The organism is Rhodopirellula sp. UH5 (assembly GCF_056839225.1).
In genome coordinates, this window is sequence record NZ_CM166390.1 from 3,659,684 (window position 1) to 3,678,109 (window position 18,426).

At 57.0% G+C, this 18,426-nt stretch carries 11 protein-coding genes; 4 read left to right on the forward strand and 7 right to left on the reverse strand.

Annotation, left to right across the window (positions count from 1 at the left end; translation table 11 throughout):
• Window positions 1–52: 52 nt before the first annotated feature.
• The 3 genes from UH5x_RS13055 to nrdR form a co-directional block, all read right to left on the reverse strand.
• Complete coding sequence (locus tag UH5x_RS13055; protein WP_482635889.1) at window positions 53–4,858, reverse strand: outer membrane protein assembly factor BamB family protein; 4,806 nt, start codon at window positions 4,856–4,858, stop codon at window positions 53–55.
• A gap of 210 nt (window positions 4,859–5,068) precedes the next feature.
• Window positions 5,069–6,274, reverse strand: coding sequence for an FtsX-like permease family protein (locus UH5x_RS13060; protein ID WP_482635890.1), 1,206 nt, complete (start codon window positions 6,272–6,274; stop codon window positions 5,069–5,071).
• The gene (gene nrdR / locus UH5x_RS13065) at window positions 6,274–6,744 is read right to left on the reverse strand and encodes a transcriptional regulator NrdR (RefSeq protein ID WP_047812903.1); all 471 of its coding nucleotides are present in this window, start codon (window positions 6,742–6,744) and stop codon (window positions 6,274–6,276) included. The genes UH5x_RS13060 and nrdR overlap by 1 nt, the downstream gene beginning before the upstream one ends.
• A gap of 326 nt (window positions 6,745–7,070) precedes the next feature.
• Here nrdR and UH5x_RS13070 point away from each other — a divergent pair, with 326 nt between their 5' ends.
• Window positions 7,071–7,787: a PH domain-containing protein gene (locus UH5x_RS13070; RefSeq protein WP_482635891.1), complete on the forward strand. Its 717-nt coding sequence runs from the start codon at window positions 7,071–7,073 to the stop codon at window positions 7,785–7,787.
• 2 nt (window positions 7,788–7,789) lie between these two features.
• Window positions 7,790–8,179 carry a DUF4339 domain-containing protein gene (locus UH5x_RS13075; RefSeq protein ID WP_047812905.1) on the forward strand — a complete coding sequence of 130 codons (390 nt, stop codon included), beginning with the start codon at window positions 7,790–7,792 and terminating at the stop codon, window positions 8,177–8,179.
• A 126-nt stretch (window positions 8,180–8,305) separates the two neighbouring features.
• On the opposite strand, the gene UH5x_RS13080 is transcribed toward UH5x_RS13075, so the two are convergent.
• The 3 genes from UH5x_RS13080 to UH5x_RS13090 form a co-directional block, all read right to left on the reverse strand.
• Window positions 8,306–9,571, reverse strand: a complete 1,266-nt coding sequence (locus UH5x_RS13080) for a hypothetical protein (RefSeq protein WP_482635892.1) — start codon at window positions 9,569–9,571, stop codon at window positions 8,306–8,308.
• Between the two features lie 80 nt (window positions 9,572–9,651).
• Complete coding sequence (locus UH5x_RS13085; RefSeq protein WP_482635893.1) at window positions 9,652–11,406, reverse strand: hypothetical protein; 1,755 nt, start codon at window positions 11,404–11,406, stop codon at window positions 9,652–9,654.
• Between the two features lie 374 nt (window positions 11,407–11,780).
• Window positions 11,781–12,602, reverse strand: a complete 822-nt coding sequence (locus UH5x_RS13090) for a TrmH family RNA methyltransferase (RefSeq protein ID WP_482635981.1) — start codon at window positions 12,600–12,602, stop codon at window positions 11,781–11,783.
• Between the two features lie 106 nt (window positions 12,603–12,708).
• Here UH5x_RS13090 and UH5x_RS13095 point away from each other — a divergent pair, with 106 nt between their 5' ends.
• Both UH5x_RS13095 and UH5x_RS13100 read left to right on the forward strand, forming a co-directional pair.
• Window positions 12,709–13,863, forward strand: a complete 1,155-nt coding sequence (locus tag UH5x_RS13095) for a hypothetical protein (protein WP_047812910.1) — start codon at window positions 12,709–12,711, stop codon at window positions 13,861–13,863.
• Entirely contained in the window at window positions 13,860–15,962 is a 2,103-nt protein-coding gene (locus UH5x_RS13100; protein ID WP_482635894.1) for an ATP-dependent DNA helicase, read from the forward strand. Before UH5x_RS13095 ends, UH5x_RS13100 begins: the two co-directional genes overlap by 4 nt.
• A gap of 503 nt (window positions 15,963–16,465) precedes the next feature.
• Here the strand turns inward: UH5x_RS13100 and UH5x_RS13105 are convergent.
• Complete coding sequence (locus tag UH5x_RS13105) at window positions 16,466–17,839, reverse strand: IS4 family transposase (RefSeq protein WP_482633085.1); 1,374 nt, start codon at window positions 17,837–17,839, stop codon at window positions 16,466–16,468.
• Between the last annotated feature and the right edge of the window lie 587 nt (window positions 17,840–18,426).

The following is an 18,426-nucleotide window of genomic DNA, read 5'->3' on the forward strand; positions in this document are numbered from 1 at the left end:
AACTCGGGTGAGTCCAGCTACCAACGAGATTTCGGGACGCCCCTGAAACGGATCATTCCAGCGTGTCGTCGGCTTCCTCGCTCGCGTCGTCCTCACCATCGGTTTGTGGGGTGAGCTCAGGAACCACGTTGTCACCGGATCCCTCCTCACTGAACGTGTACGTCAACAGTTCCAATTGAATCTCCGCCAGCATCGTGTTGCGATGTGGAATCAGCTTCACGCGACTCTCAATCACATTGGTGTTGCTGTTCGTTTCCTTGCGTTCGATCTCGTGCAACGTCTTGCCATCGACGACGCTGATCCCCATCACATCCATTTGCCGACGACGCACGCCATTGCCGGGCACGGTCAAGTGCGCCCGAGCCATCAGCAGCATCGGAGTGCCCCACGGTTGCTCCACCGTGCATCCCCAGGCATCGTCAAACGAACGACTCCAACGCAGCGATCCATCCACGGTTGAGATCGCATGCATCGCAGTGATTGGTTGAACCGCCGCACCACCCGAAACCGCCACCGAACGCGTCGCAGCCAAATCTCGATTGGGTTTTCGGTGTCGGGGCAGAATCAACATTTGATCTTGGATCGACATCACCGAAACCCCGTACAGCCCCTGCCGAGCAGGCACCATAACATCCGCGATTTCGCGTCCGGATAGCAAATCCCAAATCGTTGCCCGGCCGGTGTGATCCAACAGCGTGAAGTAGCGACCGTCGGACATTTCCGCGTAGGCCGCCGTTTCGTTCACGTTTTGAGTGTCTGCGACTCGGAACTGGACCGTTTCTCCCGTTCTCATGTCGATCAGTTCGACCAACTGAGGGTCGAGCATCTCCTTGGCTGCCTCCAGGCTGGCTCGCATTTCTTCGCTCACATCGGCAGGCACATTGGCTTCTCTGTTCACCTGTGTCACCGTCAACAGATGGGACCCCAGTGACGAGATCACCGATCCCAGCGTCCGTTTCTGGGTCTCCAGCAAACCGCCATCGTGGATGTCATAGCTTTCGATTTGGTTCTGCGACCGACTGACGACCATCACCCGATCCTCCGCATGCACGATCGCGGTCCCAACGGCTTCGGTTGTCGTCCGCCAACGCTCTTCCCCCGTCACCGTGTCCAAGCAAATCAGTTCTGTTCCCTGCAACAGAAACAATCGATCCCCCAAAACCGGTCCCAGGATCAACTGAGCATCCCCGTTGTCCGCCGTCGCCGAAACCATCATGTTGCGATAGATCTGATTTCCAAACGGAGTTGCCGCACTCCGCCGCCTGGCAACCGGCTGGCCATCGGTTCCCAGAGTTCGTCGCCAACGAATGGGGTCCTCGCCATTGGCACCCAAGGTTCGAAACAAATCAATGGCGATCAGTTCCGATTGAGTCAGCAACAGCATCAGGCTGCCGCTGTAGGTCAGTTCTTTTCCAAACGATCGCATCCCCGAGAAACCCTCGACCGGGATCGCCCGATGAATCCCGTAAGGATTGATCAGTGCCAAGGAGTTCATGTTGTCACTCATCGCATTCCAACCGCGGAGTTGACGCCCCATCAGATGAGTTGTCTTCGCGTAACGACGGTCGTTCATCATCATGCTGGAACGAGGCATTCGCATCGATTGCCATTCCAAGTTGACGTTTCGAGGCCACTGTTCGCCCATCTCGTAGTCGCGACCTCGAACGGGATTGGCTTGCAGCGCGTCCTCAATGAACGTGTCCGCACCAGTGGGTTCTGTCTCGCTCAAACGTTGGCCCAGCAGTTCTCCCACCGCCAATCGATCCAGGTTCCACGATTCTTTGCTGTACAGCTTCGACAGCATCAACAGACGATCGTTGCTCAACGACTTCAAGGCATCATCCGTCGTCATGGTGTCCGCCCAAATCAAACGCTCGGCCAGGAAGCCGTCTTCCATCAACAATGCTCGCGCGGCCATGTCTCGTCGCAAACCTCGCGTCGCCTCGACGACCGGTGAGAAATGCTGCAGCGTCCGCATCAACGTGGCCCCGTCCATGTTCCCTCGCGTCGAAACCAATGACTCCACGGCTTGCGTCATTGCCACCATGTCTTCTTCGGTAGCAGAGGAAACCAACTGCGACACCCGAGCGCTGATCCAATCATCGACCGTGAACTGACGAGCCGCATTGGGAAAGACAGCGTCCATGTCACGATTGAGCGTTGGATGACGCAGCACCAACTCGGATAAATCCAGCAACAGCCTCAACGCCTTCGCATGCTCGATCTGCGAAGTGGGTTTCGCGACCGCCCCCTTGATCTGCAGCACCAACAGTTCCGCCCGTTGCTCGGGTTGGTCAATCAACTCCATCAGGGCATCCAAGTCGACACTGGTATCGCTCGGATTTTCGCGAAGACTTCCCAGCATGGCTTCCACCGACAACATGATCACTTCATCGTTGTCAGGATCCAATTCCCGAGCTCTTCGGAGCAGGCCCAGTGCTCGGGGACGTTGCTCCTGTTCGATCAACAGCTCCGCTTTGCGAACCAAGGCAAAGAAATTGTCCGGATCCTTTTGGAGCAACGCATCGACACGCGGCTGCAGCGATTGTTCACCGTAAGCGACCGCCACCATCGTGGCCGATTGGGAGATCAACTCGCCATCGATTGCGATCAGGTTCCCAAGCGGAAAACGGACCGTCCGGCGCTGCAACACCTCACCGTTTTGCAGCGAAATTTCGATCAGTTCGTCGGTGGTGGTGGGCAAGTAATAGCGATCGTTTCCAAACACACCACGCCCCGAAATGCGTTGCCCTGGTCGAACCAAATCAGGCGGCGTCGACCAGACCTCCGTGCCGTCTTGCAACGAACACGCCGACACTTCATCGGCACCGACAACAAAGAAGAGGCCGTCTTGGATCCCTGCAACGTAAGCCAGACGAATTCGATTTCGGGGCGTGAAACGATTGCGTCCGGTGAGCACATCGAGAACCTGCAATCGATCGCACTCAATCGGAGTGACCACCACCGAGGTGCCTTCTGCGATCGCCAGCGAGTGCGTCCAACGGCGGCTCAACTGATTCGAAGAGACCCGGGTGTTTGGCCGGTAGATACTATGAACAAATTCCTGATTTCGTGGAATTTGGTTGCCCCAACGAATGGTTCGGTCAACCAGATTGACCGCGACCGTGGCGCCAGCCCCGGTTGGGCAGATCAGCATTCCGTTGTGATAAGTGGGCATCGCTCCGGCGACTCGGCGGACGGGATCAGCACCAATCCCACCTGATTCCACGGCCACCAACACCTGCTGCCATTGAACCGATCCATCCGCGGGATCCAAGCACAGCAGCACCACTTCACCCGCGATCTCGGCGATCACGTACAGGTCACCTCGAAAGGGAAGTGGAGGGCCGAGGAAAAACGCTTCGGCCAAGGCCGAAGGGGTGGACTCTGACTTCCCCAGTCGCCACAGCAACTTGCCTTGGGTTTTGAGATCCAACGCGACCAACGTGTTGGCGAGTGACGACATGCCGCGACTGGCAAACGGACTGAACCGTTCAATTTCGATTTTACTCAGATCATCGATCATGAAGACTCGTTGGCCATCGCTCGAGATCTGCCCAAACGGAACATCGTTCCAAACACGTTGAACGAGAATATCAACGGGGTCTTCTTCCTCCTCCATCGGATCGGCGAGGTCCGGCGTCAATGTGGCTTCTGGCGGCGCGAACCACGGATACTGCCAAACTCGTTTGCCCGTCCGAAAATCGACCCCCAACAATCGCTGAGTGGTTCGCATCAGCAACTGATCGCCCACTCGCAACGGTGTCCAAGAGGGAGGCGGCAACTGCCCGGTGGCTTTGAGTTGTTGAGTCTTCTCCTGAATCATTCGTTCCTGCCGCGGACTGGCGGACGATTCCACCATCCAACGTGGATTGCTGAGCGGCATTTGCCCAGCACCGGAACCATTGCGATCCACCTCACCGCCCAACAACGGGTAATTCTCCGCCAGAGACTCCGCGCTCACCAATTCAGATTCACTCTGTGCCAGCACCCATTCCTTCCAGGCAATCTCATCAACGGCTTCGCTGGTTGGAAACAACGAAGTGAAGGCTTGGGGATACTTCGTCGGCGTCGGGATCGATCGATCCGCACGTGCACACGCAATCGCATGCAAGGTCACCACCGACTCGCCCACTTGATCCACGATGCGTTGCTGACTGACCAGGTCATCCAGCAACAACGAACAGGCCAACGGGTTGCCAAGCATCCACTCACGAACCGCCAACAGGACGGATGCTTTGTAGCCGGCTTGGGTGTGGAAGGTCTCGCGTCGGACGCGTTCGACCGTTTTCCAATCTCGCTTCGGCCCGGCATCTTCCAGCAGCTTGCCAGCCAAAGGCCCGTACCGCAGTTCGTAAATCTCCAAGCCTTCTTTCGGGAGACCACCGATCAAGTCACGGACATGGTCCAGCAGGCTACGAGGCAATTGACTTTGCAACCGCGCCAATTCTTCCGCTTGAGCGGCCTCGTCATCCAACGGCCGCCCATTGCGATCGAGCATTCCCTCTCGGTTGCCAAGCGGTTGTCCTGGCTGCACACGTTGGTCGTCGGTTTCTTCCTCGGCATCCGACGCGATCGGAGCGTAATAGTCCTGCATCATTTCCGACGCAGGATCGTCGCTTGACCGCAGCAGAAGATCTCCCAGTCGGACGACCGCGTCGCTGTAGCGTTCTTGCTCGATCGCCTCTTCGGCATCGCGAATGATTTGTCGCATGCTTCGTGGGGGCGGCAAGAACTCGGCATCCCCCATCTGCATCCGCGAATCGAACAAGCCTTGAGCGAGGGCCACTTTCGATGCCCCAGGTGTGGCAAACAGCATTCCGGCGAAGATCACCGCCGCCATTGTCGAGCGAGTCATCCAGGAAACCTTGGCATCGAGACGAAGATTGGCGTGGGAATTCACTACACAAACCGATTGAAAACAAGCATTCGAACAAGCGTACCTTGCTCGCACGGAACCAGAGGCACACACGGAACACGAAAACGCGATCTCATTGTATCGCCCCGGGTTCCTCGCAAACCAGTGTCATCTTCCGCCGAACCGGACTCGACGAAATCTTTCATCCCTTCAAAACAGGCTGGCCGGATCCGCCCGCACCAATTTCCGCAGTGCCAGCAACCCGCTGATCAGACACATCAAGGTGGTCAGGGCCAGCACAGAACCCGCCCGAGTCAGCGTCAACGCCATTGGCAGCCCCGTCAGTGATTCCAGCCCCTGGAACAATGCCAACGCGATCAGCACCGCGGGGATGAACCCCAGAACCGACAAATAAACCGACTGCCGGACCACCAACCCCACAAAGAACCGGTTGGGATACCCCATCGCCTTCAGCGTGGCGTATTCCGACATCGCGTCTTGCAAATTGGTGAACAGAATTTGATAGCAAATGATGACTCCAACCGCGAATCCCATCAGCGTGCCGATCAGAAAGATCATCCCAATCGGTGTCTGCTCGCTCCAGAATGTCTGCTCGCGATCTCGGATTTGCTGCCGCGTGAGGACTTCCCACTGGCCCCTGGCCATGTTCGTCAATCGTTGAGCGGCTTGCTCCGGCGAAGCACCGTCATGCAAGCGGATCAGCCCCAGATCCACGGTCTCAAGCGGCTTGCCATAACCACGCTGAGGGAAATAGTTCGCGAACGAAGACTCCGCGATCAACAACGACCCTTCATTGGCAAAGTCGGTGCCCAAGGTGAAGGAACCGACCAGTTCGATCGATCGCTTGGACAACTCGATTCGTTGGTCGGCCGGTTGCCCCGACGCTTTGAATTGAAATCCGTATTCTGACCGCGTCTTGCGATCGACCAGTGCGGTCGCTCGCTGCCGGAGTTGATCACGGTGTTCATCCAGGCCCGGGAGATTCAACCACGGTCGCGACGCGTCCTCGGACATGGCCGCAGGATACAAACTCGAGTCCGGTACCGAGATCACTCGGATCGGTCTCGCAGGACTGCCCTCGACCCGCACCCGGGCCATCGTTCGTTCGATCAACAAGGCTTGCACGTCCGCGACCGCGGGATCCGCCTTCACACGGCGAAGCAAAGACCGCGGGAATCGTTCATCCACCGGCAGCATGTATCGAGCCGGACTGATCGCGACCAATTCGCAGTCCACCACCTCGATCAACCGCACCGGACTGTCCAGCAACGCGTTGCGGAACCCATTCTGCGTGAACATCAGCACCGCCGCAAAACCCACCCCTGCCGCCGCCACGCACAAACGTGCCGGGTTGCCGACCAAATTCTTCCAGGCCAGGGGGGTGCTTCGACTCATCAGCGACCGTCCAACTGAGCGTCACGCTGCAGGTTCGAAACGATCTGCAGAAAATCTTTCGCGTCGTCAAAATCTCGGTAAACGCTAGCGAACCGGATGTAAGCCACCTCGTCTAGCGTCGCGAGTTTCCGCAGCACCACTTCGCCGATCGTCGCGGTGGGGATTTCCATGTCAAATTCGGCGTAAATCGCCTCTTCGATTTTCTGAACGGTCTTTTCGATTTCGTCGCTGGTCACGGCCCGCTTGGAACACGCCCGCTCGATCCCGCGTTTGATTTTCTCTCGATCAAACGGTTCTCGCGTTTCGTCACTTTTGACCACGCGAACATTCAGAGCATCGATTTGTTCCAAGGTGGTGAAACGCCGCTGGCACGTTTGGCACAACCGTTTCCGCCGAACCACATACCCGGCCTCGGCCGTCCGTGAATCTTGGACTTTGTCGTTATCGGAATGACAGAACGGGCAACGCATTGGCGGTCAAATTCAAGATGGAAAACAGCCCCGGATTTCAAACGCTCCAGCCCACTGGACCTGGCAAGCATGATTCACGAGTCTTTCGAAGGTGTGCTATGATCGTCCAGAACGTCTTCGGATGCGAGGTGTCTGGTCCGGCAATCACGGACCGAGCCATCACAGTGTAGCGCCCCAGAACACCAGGTTTTCGGCCCAGAAGGTCAACCTTTTTGGCCAACGAGAATCATTCGGTTCTGCGCCAACATGCTGACTTTGGCATGTTTTTTGGAGTGGCACCACTCGTGAACCAACCCTCGAATTGAATCAACAGGAACGACTCAACGATGACCACTCCCGGCAATCCTACCGACGAAAACGCCCCTTCCCAAGCTGATACGCCAACGGATTCGGTCAACGATCCGCTTTCGTCGGCTGGTTCTTCCACCCCCGCCCCTGATTCCGGCGGCTCAGTCCCACGCCGGGGCACAGCGCAACCCCGTGGCACAGCGCAACCGTCGGCAGGCACCCCTCGGGAACGCTTCATGGAGGAAATCGCCAAAAAGCAGTCACTGGACGACCACGAACCAGAAGAATCTCTCTGGGAAGGCGGCTACAGCCCCAAGGCGATGATCGGGTCCTGGATTGGATTGACGATCCTCAGTGTCGTTTTGCTGGTCGCAGCCGGATTCATCGAGCAATTCACGTTCGGTATCGCTCTGATTGTGATCGTCATCCTGTGGATTTTGGTCGGCCTGAACTACGCCGCCAAACGACTGGGCGTCCAATACGAACTCACCAGCCAACGATTCATCCACCGAACCGGTATCTTGACGCGTCGCACCGATCGCATTGAAGTGATTGACATCAGCGATGTAAGCTACGAACAGGGTCCGATCCAGCGAATGTTCAAGGTCGGTTCCATCTCCATCATCAGCACGGACAAGAGCGATCCGACGCTGGAGTTGGTCGGAATCCACAACGTCGGTGAGGTGGCCGGTTTGATCGACGACATTCGACGTGCCGAACGACGACGGCGCAGCATCCATATCGAGCAAAATTAAGCATGTCCGTTTGGTTTGTTCAGAAAGGCGATGAACAACTCGGTCCGTACAAGCCCGCCGAATTATTGGCTTTGGTACGTGACGGATCGGTGGTGGCGGAAACCAGGATTCGCAAGGACGATTCCAATTGGTTCACGGCCTCCCAGGTCGGCGGTCTGTTCGAAGCCGCTCGCCGGCCCAGCATCGAACACTACTGCCCCCAGTGCAACGTTCGCGTGGGACAACCGCCGACGATCTGCCCTGAGTGCGGCAAAGACCTCGAACGAACCAAAACTCGCATCATCGAACACAGCGTCGGGCAAGAAAAACGATCGTCCAACACTCCCACGACCGGCCCCAGCGACTCAGCCAAGCGTTGGCTGCAAAAGAAAATCCGACGCGACAAAAAATAAAGCCACCGAGGAACCCCCGAAGGGACTCGCCGATGGCTTTCGTTGTCTCTTTGTCTCGGTCGGTCACGGATGATCAGAACCGCTCTTGGATATCGAGCGGTGTCCTGTGCCACCGTGGGGCAGAGATCAGTACTTCAGTTCAGCACCGACGGTCAAACCGATGAAGAACACATCGTCGTCGGCGATCAGCCCTCGGCCAAAGTTCGGGGTGACGGTGGCGGAGCTGATTTGCTCTTCCGAGGTTGCCACTCCGGTCAGGTACCAAGCCTCGAAGCCACCGCGAACGGCCATCATCTCGCCAACCTGATAACGAACCCCCGTCCCGAATTCGAACATGCCGGCGAGTTCGGAGGAACTGTCCGAACCATTTGCCAGAATGTCGGCGCCGTTGCGAACCAGGATGTCGGATTCAGCAAGGTTCAAGTAACCGCCTGCACGGGCCCGAACGTAGCTCGACGAAAAACGTCCGATCGGATTGTAGATGTCAGCTCCGACCTGCAAACCAATCATCCGGTTGGCAGCGTTGTTTCGCAGCAAACCAGTGTCGGCGACTGGGTCAACTCCGTTGACGGTTGAATAGTTGAAGTCCTCTTCGAAATCGATGTAGCGTCCACCGATCAGCAACTTGGCCACGTCCCAAGCCATCATGGTTCGGCTCATTTCAACCGACCAGAGACGGGATTCGTAGATCTGGCGTTGAGCGTCGGCTTCATCCAAGGCATCAAAACCAAAGGTGCCCAGGGTACCGGGCTGCAAAGGATCTTCGATCAACAAGGTCGAGAGATTGTCGTTGTCCGCAACCGAGATATCCGAGTCCCAATCCAGGACACCGGTGAAGCTCACCTCCATGCCGTTGACGCAGTCAGGAACCACTCCGACGGTGATCCGTGGAGCAATCTCAAAGTCCACATCATCCAGAGCAAAGTCACGAGCGACGGTGAAGTTGTCGACTCCTTCGCGACGCATGTACAACGCTTCGACGCTGGCGTAGCGATAAGGATCGCAGGTAGGACATGCCATCCCGCCGCCGTAGCCAGCTGTACCGTAACCGGTCGATCCGCAAGCTCCACCACACTGGGTTCCGCAACTGCCACACGATTGTGACATCGCCCCGTGATGGTGGCCGACCTGAGCAATTTGATTGCCGAAGGATGACGACGAAGCGTCAACCGCTGACTGCATCGCATTCAGGTCCCAACCAGCGGATGCCGGATCAGAGGCCTGAACGACACGGAATGCTTGGCCTTCGTGCATCAGCGTGTTGCTGGGTGCCGAACCGCCAAATTGCTGAGCATGCGTGGCAGCGGTGCCCAAACCCGACCAAGCCAAACCAACCGCGGCAAGGGTGCCGAACAATCGTGCGGCGAATCGAGGAAACCAGTTGTTGTTCATAATTGAACCTCAGGACGAACAAAGCGGCACGGTGACCGACGGTGGCTGGGTAGTGGTAGGTTGGACGAACGGGACAGGAGCTAGCGAAGGATCAGCTGATCTTCGACTGGCACCAGGAATGTCTTTCGAATCAAACGAACGATTTCTTTTGCGTCTTGGGAGTCATCGCATTCACCTTGAACGACAATGCGGTCACCTTGACGCGTGACTTGCACCGATGCGGTGCGAAACTTTTGCTCGATCAGTTCCATCAACGATCGCTCTTGCTGGCTCTCACCACCACGAACGTTGCTGGACGCAGCGACGTGCAATTCATAAATTTCACGAAGCGAACCTTCTTGGCCGGCCACTTTTTGCTGCACCAACACGCGGGTCTTGCCAGGGCGAACCCCAATCAATCGCAAGTGACGTGAAGTGCTGCTGATGACTCGCGCCACGGAATCGTCTTCGACACGAACGGCCTCGATGATGCCATCGACCGTCAACGAAGTGACATCGTCTGGGTCACACACGATCGCATCTTGGACCAGCAACGTGGATCCCGAACCGTTGGACGAATTTTGCCGTGATGGTCCCCGATGGCCGGCCAAGGCTGCCGGCACAATCAGTGTCGCACTCACCCGTCCTTCCGCCGGAGCGTCTTGGGACGGTTGTGCAACCGCGACCATCGGTGGTGCTTCAACAGCGACCGCGGCACGGTGCCGAACCGGAGCCTCGTGCATGCGTTCCGAAGCGACATGCTCGAAGTGAGCTGGAGCGTCAATTTTCACAGGCAGGTGGCGGTGTTGTTGAACCACCATCTCGCTTGGCAAATGGACTTGCACCGGCTGTGGCAACAGCGGCAATGACGCTGGTGCAGCCGACTCCTGAACTGGTGCTGCAATGCTCAACGGCTCGGGCATCGCAATCGATTCTTCGCCCTTGTTTTCCGATGCTTCTGAGCCAGAGAGACTGGCATCCGAAAAGCTAAGAGAAACAGATTCGGCGTTCATCGAATCCATCGCATCATTGAGCGAAAACTCAATGGGCTCCGATTCTTCGGCGATCGCCACGTCTGCTTCCTCAGCAACGACGGCTGTGACCTTCACAGGCTCAGACGACGACGTCGGAACGGTGGCTTCGACGACAGGTGTCTCGGCAACGACTTCTTCCGCCACAATTTCCGGCTTCACCAACGGCATGGTTTGGCGAGCGATCCTCGGCTGAGTCCACTGCAATTCAGGTGGAGTTTCGAGCGATTTCGTCGGCTCCACTGCAGGTGAAAGCTGAGCATGCTTCCATTCGACGATGCCGCCGGACTCCACTCGGTCGTAGTCCGGCTGGGCATGTGGGTTGATTCTTGTCTGCGGAGCACGAGGCGGCTCCACGACCAAGGGTGTTTTTTCCGAAACCGGAGCACCAATTGGCAGCAAACCAACAGCGGTGCCGATCGACTTCAGTTTGATCTCCGACATCGTTTGATCGGATGTCTGACGGATCGGGTACAGCGTCGTCTGACCCTCCGGTGCAACGCTGCCATGGTTCTGGAGCAAATTCACGTTGCTCGCAGCCGCATGGCCGTTGACTTTGGTTGCCAGAATCGGACCAACGGCCTGATGGGAAGCAGAACGCTTCACAAATGGGTTGCTGTGCATGCTCCCCGAAACCAGACGAATCGGTGGCAGTTTGTCAGTTGCAGTTTCGTCCGCCAACGCCGTGCTTCCGGCGACTTGGCTCGCGGCAATGCAACCTCCCCATACAACGGCTTGGGTCAACCAACGAGCGAGCCGTTCACGTTTGCGGCGGCTAACCATTTGGTTCGAGCCCATCGGGTTCATTGTTTTGCCAATCAGCATGGCGGATCCTTACGCTCACGATCTTTTTGGGATCCTGTACCCCCCCGGCACATTCTCCATGTCGTTGGTCAGACGAAATTCATCGCCGGACCTCCGAACACCCTCTGTATCGTCGCCGGGTGGTTCCGGCATTAACGATTTTGACAGATCGAACGCTTGGTTCTGTTGAATCGATCTTGACACCCATGCCGATTGGACCTGCCAACCCCACACGAACGGGGAAGAACCACCCCATTTCCAGCTCGGTCCACGTGGTTCAGGTCAGGTCGGTCGTTTCACAGTGGCTCGACGACGCAAATGGTTTCACGAGGAAACACGCTGCGCGGATCACGCTGTGACACCGATCGAACGTGGCGCGAGAGAGTTGCCTCGCCTCAACTTCGCTGCCGCATCGCTTCGTAAGCCACAATCGCGGCGCTGACCGACACATTCAAGCTGTCCACGTGGCCCGCCATCGGCAACGCCACGGGTTCGACGCACTCAGCCGCCCAGCGATCTGCCAAGCCATCCGCTTCGCTGCCCAGCACGACCGCGAGCTTGCCACGCAAGTCCGATTCGAACAGCGGTCGCGAGCCTTCCACTCGCATGGCGGCGACTCGATAACCCTGAGCCTTCAAAAACCCAGCGATCTCCGACTCGCTGCCCGATGCGGAAGGGACCGTGAACACCGCCCCCAACGAACCACGAATGGCATTCGGGTTGAATCGATCCGAGGGGCAATCCGACAACAAGACAGCGGACACGCCCGCCGCATCGGCTGACCGAAACACGGCGCCCAAATTGCCCGGTTTTTCAACCTGATCGAGCACCAACACCAATCCCTCGCTCCAAGCGGGATGAGCCGTGAGCCGGTCGAGTGAATCATCCGGGGCCACAAACTCCGCCACACAGCGATCCGTCGACGCCGTGTAAGCGATTTTCCGCAACACCTCAGGCGTCACCCAACGATGCACGCCCGAATCGATCGCCTGGCGACGAACGACCGCCTGCTCTGGCATTTCAGATTTCGACGACAAATCCGAGGGCTTCGGTTCGATCTCGTAAAAAGCGACCAGCTTCAACCCAGCCTCGATCGCCCGCAACGATTCTCGGGGCCCGTCCACCAAGACAACGCCAGCAGCCCGTCGTTTCCGAGAACGGCGCAGCGAAACGATTCGGCGGACGGCGGCATTTTGCAAACTTCGGATGGTTTCCATGGGGCCACACTTTTGCATATTCGCTTCAATGGGAGAACCAACCCGAGTCTGCTATCTTTGAATGTTTTCCAAACACCTTCTCTGCCCCCAACTCACGGCCTCGCGAATGTCCGAAAATGTGTTGTGCCAACCCGTTTCCGGACGCAAAGACCAAAAGGCATTTCTCGATCTCGAAAAACGCCTCTACCGGGACGACCCCAACTGGGTCCCGCCCCTGTGGAGCGAACGGGTCAAATTGCTGGGATTCAAGCACCATCCGTTCTACGACGACGCCGAAGGGCAGACCTTCCTGGTTCGCCGCGGCGACCGTGTCGTCGGCCGAGTCCTGGCGGTCGTCAATCACGCCCACAATCGCTATCACGAAGAAACACGTGGGTTCTTTGGATTCTTCGAATGCGAAGACGATGAAGAAGCCGCCGTCGAACTTCTCAACACCGCCGGCGATTGGCTGAAAGAACGCGGGATGACCGGCGTCCGCGGCCCGGTTCACCCCAGCCTGAATTACGAAGTTGGGTTGTTGGTCGATGGCTTCGATACACCGCCGACATTCCTGATCCCCTACAACCATCCGTACTACGAACGGCTGATCCAAGCCGCCGGCTTCGAAAAGTCTCAAGACCTCTACAGCTACGAAGCCTCGATCGACATCCTGGAAACGCTCGATCCCAAGTTGCTGTTTGTGATCGAAGAATCGACTCGGCGTTTCAATGCCGAATGTCGCACGATCGATCCCAAGAACTTCCACGCTGACGTCCGCGTGTTCTTGGACATCTACAACCAATCGCTGCAGCGAACCTGGGGCTATGTCCCAATGAGCGAATCGGAAGTGGACGAGCAAAGCAAAGGCCTGAAAAACCTGTTGCTCCCCAAACTCACCAGCATCGCGGAAATCGATGGCAAACCCGTCGGAGCCGGCTTCGGCTTGCTCGACTACAACCCGTTGATCAAACAAATCGGCGGCAAGCTGTTTCCGTTCGGTTGGCTGAAACTGCTGCTCGGCCGCAAGAAACTGAAACGACTCCGCTTGGTCAGCGCCAACGTGTTGCCTGAATATCAAAAGTGGGGCCTGGGCTTGGTCACGCTCTACAAAATCCTGCCGGAAGCGATCGACTTCGGAATTGAAATGGGCGAATTCTCCTGGGTCCTCGAAAGCAACCAACTTTCCCGAGGAACGATCGAACGCGGGGGCGCCACCCGCAGCAAAACCCACCGCATCTACGACCGATCGTTGACTCCCGAACCGGAGCAGGCTTCCACGTGAGCGATCCCATTTCGATCGATTCGATTCTCGGGCCTGGTGGCAGCATCAGCCGCCGATTGCCACGCTACGAACCTCGCGAACAGCAGCTCGAGATGGCGCGAGCGGTCTCTTCGGCGTTGACCGACCGCGAACACCTGGTCGTCGAAGCGGGCACGGGAACGGGGAAGAGCTTCGCCTACTTGGCCGCCGCGATCCTGCACGCCACTTCCGACCAAACCGAATCGGGAGGCCCAAAAACAACCCGTTCTGCTGACTCGGTCGACGATCGCATTCCGCCCGCTGGCGAACAAAGCGAGAAACCCGATCGCCCCAAACGCGTCCTGATCTCAACCCACACGATCAGTCTGCAAGAACAACTGATCGGCAAAGACATCCCGCTTCTCAACAGCGTCATCCCGCGAGAGTTTTCCGCGGTGCTGGTGAAAGGTCGCAACAACTACCTGTCGCTGCGACGAATGGGACGCGCGGTTGAGAAATCCGTGTCGTTGATGGCCAACGATTTTCAAATGCAACAGCTTCGCGAAATTCGCAAGTGGTCCGACAGCACTCCCGACGGTTCGCTCTCAACGTTGCCGATCAAACCCGACGGACAAGTCTGGGACGAGGTCCGCAGCGACACGGGCAATTGCCTTCGCAATAAATGCCCGAACTTCAAGGACTGCTTTTACTTCCAAGCCCGACGCCGTGCCCAGAACGCACAACTGTTGATCGTCAATCACGCGATGCTGTTCACCGACATCGCGATGCGACGGCAGGGCGTTTCGCTGCTGCCCGACTACGACGCGATCATCCTCGACGAATGCCACACCATCGAATCCGTCGCCGGTGACCACCTCGGCATTCGATTGACCAGTGGCCAATTTGATTACCTGTTTGATCGTCTCTACAACGACCGCCAACAAAAGGGTTTGCTCGTCGCGCACAACCTGGACGCGTTGCAAAAGATGGTCGACCGATGCCGATTCGCGGCCAGCGAAATGTTTGCCGGTGTGCTGGATTGGATGCAAGAGTCACGCTCACGCAATGGTCGCGTGCATCACCCCGAAGTCGTGCCCAATCCGCTCAGTGAACCGATGGAGATCCTCGCTCGACGGTTGCGAGCTCACGCCGATGCACAAGAAAACGATTCCGATCGCCAAGACTTCCAATCCGCTCACGATCGACTTCTCGCCTTGGCCGGCGGTCTGCGTGAATGGCTCGACCAATCGCTCAAGCAAGAATCGGTTTATTGGGTGGAAACCTCCGGCAGTCGTCGAGGGATGGACCGAGTCTCCCTGTCCGCTTCACCAATCGACATCGGCCAAACGCTTCGCGAAGAAGTTTTTCAAAACGAGGAAATTGGCTCGGTCATCATGACCAGTGCCACGCTGGCGACTGGCGAACAAGACAAATTCAAATTCTTTCGCAGTCGTGTGGGTCTGACGACAGGCCGCTCACTCCAAGTCGGCAGCCCCTTCGACTACGAGAAACAAGCCAAGCTGATCATCGTCCGTGGACTGCCTGATCCCTCCGCGAAACGAGATGAATTCGAAGCGGCCCTTCCGCAACAAATCAAGCGATTCGTTGGACACACCGATGGCCACGCGTTCGTGCTCTTCACGAGTTACTCGTTGCTTCGCAAATGCGCCGAAGCGATCACGCCGTGGTGCATCGAACGCGACCTGCACTTGTACAGCCAAGCGGGCGATCAAAACCGAACGCAGTTGCTCGACTCCTTTCGCAAAGATCCACGTGGTGTGCTGCTTGGAACCGACAGTTTTTGGCAGGGAGTCGACGTTCCTGGCGACGCACTGACCAACGTCGTGATCACGAAGCTGCCATTCTCCGTTCCCGACCATCCGCTACTCGAAGCACGGCTCGAAACCATCCGCGCCCGCGGCGGCCATCCATTCCCTGACTACCAATTGCCCGAAGCCGTGATCAAATTCCGGCAGGGCTTTGGGCGTCTGATCCGCACCCGCGATGACTCGGGGATGGTCGTGGTTTTGGACCCTCGAATCCGATCCAAACCTTACGGCCGACTTTTCCTCAGCGCACTTCCACCGCTTCCATGCCACGACGTCGGCACCGTCCCGCGTCAAAAAACAAAGAAGCAGTGAGCAAGCCGCTTCTATTCGACGGCCCCATCCGGGGCGGGATTGTGGTCTCCATCAATGTTCTCGGGGCTTCCACCCCGAGCGAACGATGACGGCCCCTCCCGGGGCGAATGAACGTGGATGGCTCCGGAGGAGCCCGCGTTGATAGCTCGGGGCGGAAGCCCCGAGACTACTGAACGTTTGGGCTTGGAGAGTATTGTCGCTTGCGCAAGTTTTCATCCCGGTAGGGATGCAAGATGGTAGCCGTCGGTAAGCGATAGCGCCACCGATGGACATGCAAACCCCAAGCCGCCACTCTCCATCCCGCCGTGGCCGATGGCCACGGCGGGATGGAGAGTTTTTTGGGAGGCACGGTTTCCGGGGGTGTGCTGCTACGCAGCGACCCCCGGCTACCATCTGACATCCCTACCGGGATGGATGACAGACAGAAGCCGGAAGAAAATTTGCATCCGCTGTGGGAGCGCCAATAGCAAAGATTTAGCAGCCCAGCGTTAGCCGAATGGCACTTACTTTAGATCCGAGTCTTTCAGTTTTGACGGTGGTTTCTTTCGCTTTTCGAATTGCGCGTCTTTGGGCCGTTTGCGGTACGCCTCGCGTCGGTATCTGCGTTTGCCTCGAATTGGCAACTTGTCTTTGCGGGCGATCGCCAGGGCGGTTCGGTAGGCCTCGCGCCACTGGCTAGGCTCGGTGTGCATGTGTCGCAACAAAAAAGTCTGAAAGGTGGTCCACGTTCGCTTGAAACTCATTCGACGCGGCGGAACTTCCTCCATGGCGGCCGCTTCGATACGAAGCTGACTGGTCAGGTTGTAAGCCACGACTGACGTGTAGAGTTCTTTCATGAATGTGTCGACACTCTTGGCACGGATATTCTCGGCATCCATCACCACCTTGAAGTTGCAAATGTCAATTTCTACATCGTAGCGACGCTCAAATAATGCGGCCAACGTGAAAGCTTCGTCGGCCAGCGTGCTGACCAGATAAAGCGTCAGCGAGTCGGTAACCTTGACCTCGTGCAGAAAAACATCGCACTGGCAATCCGCGGGCAACTCCGGTTGGGTCTGGCGATTCTTCTTCGTGGGTATCCACGTGTGTCGGTAACTTTTGTGATGTTCGGATTGCTCAATCAGCTCGGCATTCTTCTGCAGCGAATGAAAGTTAGCCTTCTTCATTCGCAGCAAAATGTCGTGCCCTGCATTGATGGCTTCATACGCGACTCCAAAGATCCCAAAGCCCGCATCGGACATAATGATCGAGTGCTCGGGAAGCTGCTCAAAACCTTGGCGAGCAAGTTGCGTCTCGGAGACTGCCTCGGGCCCGTACATCGGTCCGACTTGCGGAAGCATTGCAGCGCCGCTGGCAAGTTCATGAAAGACGGTTAACAACGCGCATGGCCAGATACCTTCGCCGAGTTGGTTGCTTGCCGGTGGAAACGCTTGTTGGAGTTCTTTTTCCGGTGCAAGAGCCATCGTGGTTCCGTCAATCAGGAACACGCGTTGTTGGTTGAATGTAGGCTCGGTGGCCGAAATGATGCCGGAGCTGACTTCCTCGGCAAACCAACGAACGACTTCTAGAGGCAGTCGAGATCGCGCTCGGCTGTAGGCACCCGATGCGGTCGAGATCGTGTTTTCGTCGAGTCGTTTGTTCTCGGGAAGATAGCTCGGCCTAGTTTCGATCAGGTGTTTCACCGCGTTTTCGAGTGAGGCATCGGGCTTGAGACGCTGGTAGACGAGCATCCAAAGGACAACGCAGGCGGTGTAGACAGTGTGAGCTCGCTGGGCAAAAAGCTCGTTCGCATCTTCGAAGTTGACAAGCTGATGCAGCAGTTCGAAGGAGCGGTCAAACTGCTGGTCGGCTTCCATGCTTCGCTCGGAATCGTTCATGCCAAAATGGCTCCTTTTTGAGAAAGGAAGCCTGAATGCGCAAAAACTGTGCCAAGATTATCGCAGCTGAAGACTCAATCTAAAGTAAGTGCCATTCAGCGTTAGCCCCGGTTGTACGTGGGACCCGTGGCGTTTGCCAAAACAGTTCAATTGCCGAAAGACTCCTGCCGACCTGCTCAATGCGGCAAAAAAGGTTGCAGCGAGAAGGCGAGCGATCGTCGTGGTTCGAATGTTCATGTTCACAACTCAAGTGCAATCACAACGAGAATGATCCAGGTCATTTTTCGCGACGTGGATTGGTCTCGATCAAGTCAATCGATCGCTGCACGTTGCTAGGATCAAGCCGCTGCGTTAGGTATCACCCAAGTGATTACGAATCGTGATCCAAAATGAGCAATCGCGATTGAAAGCAAAACCGCAACCGTGCCAGCAATTGCACGATTTCGAGTTGCCGTTCGAAAAGAGGGAAGGGCGGTATCGTCCGGCTGTCCCTCCTCTGACCTAGGAGGATCGTAAGGGTTACTGGAACCAAGCTGATCATCGTTCACGGTCTACCCATCCCTCCGCCAAACGCAACAAAGAAGCAG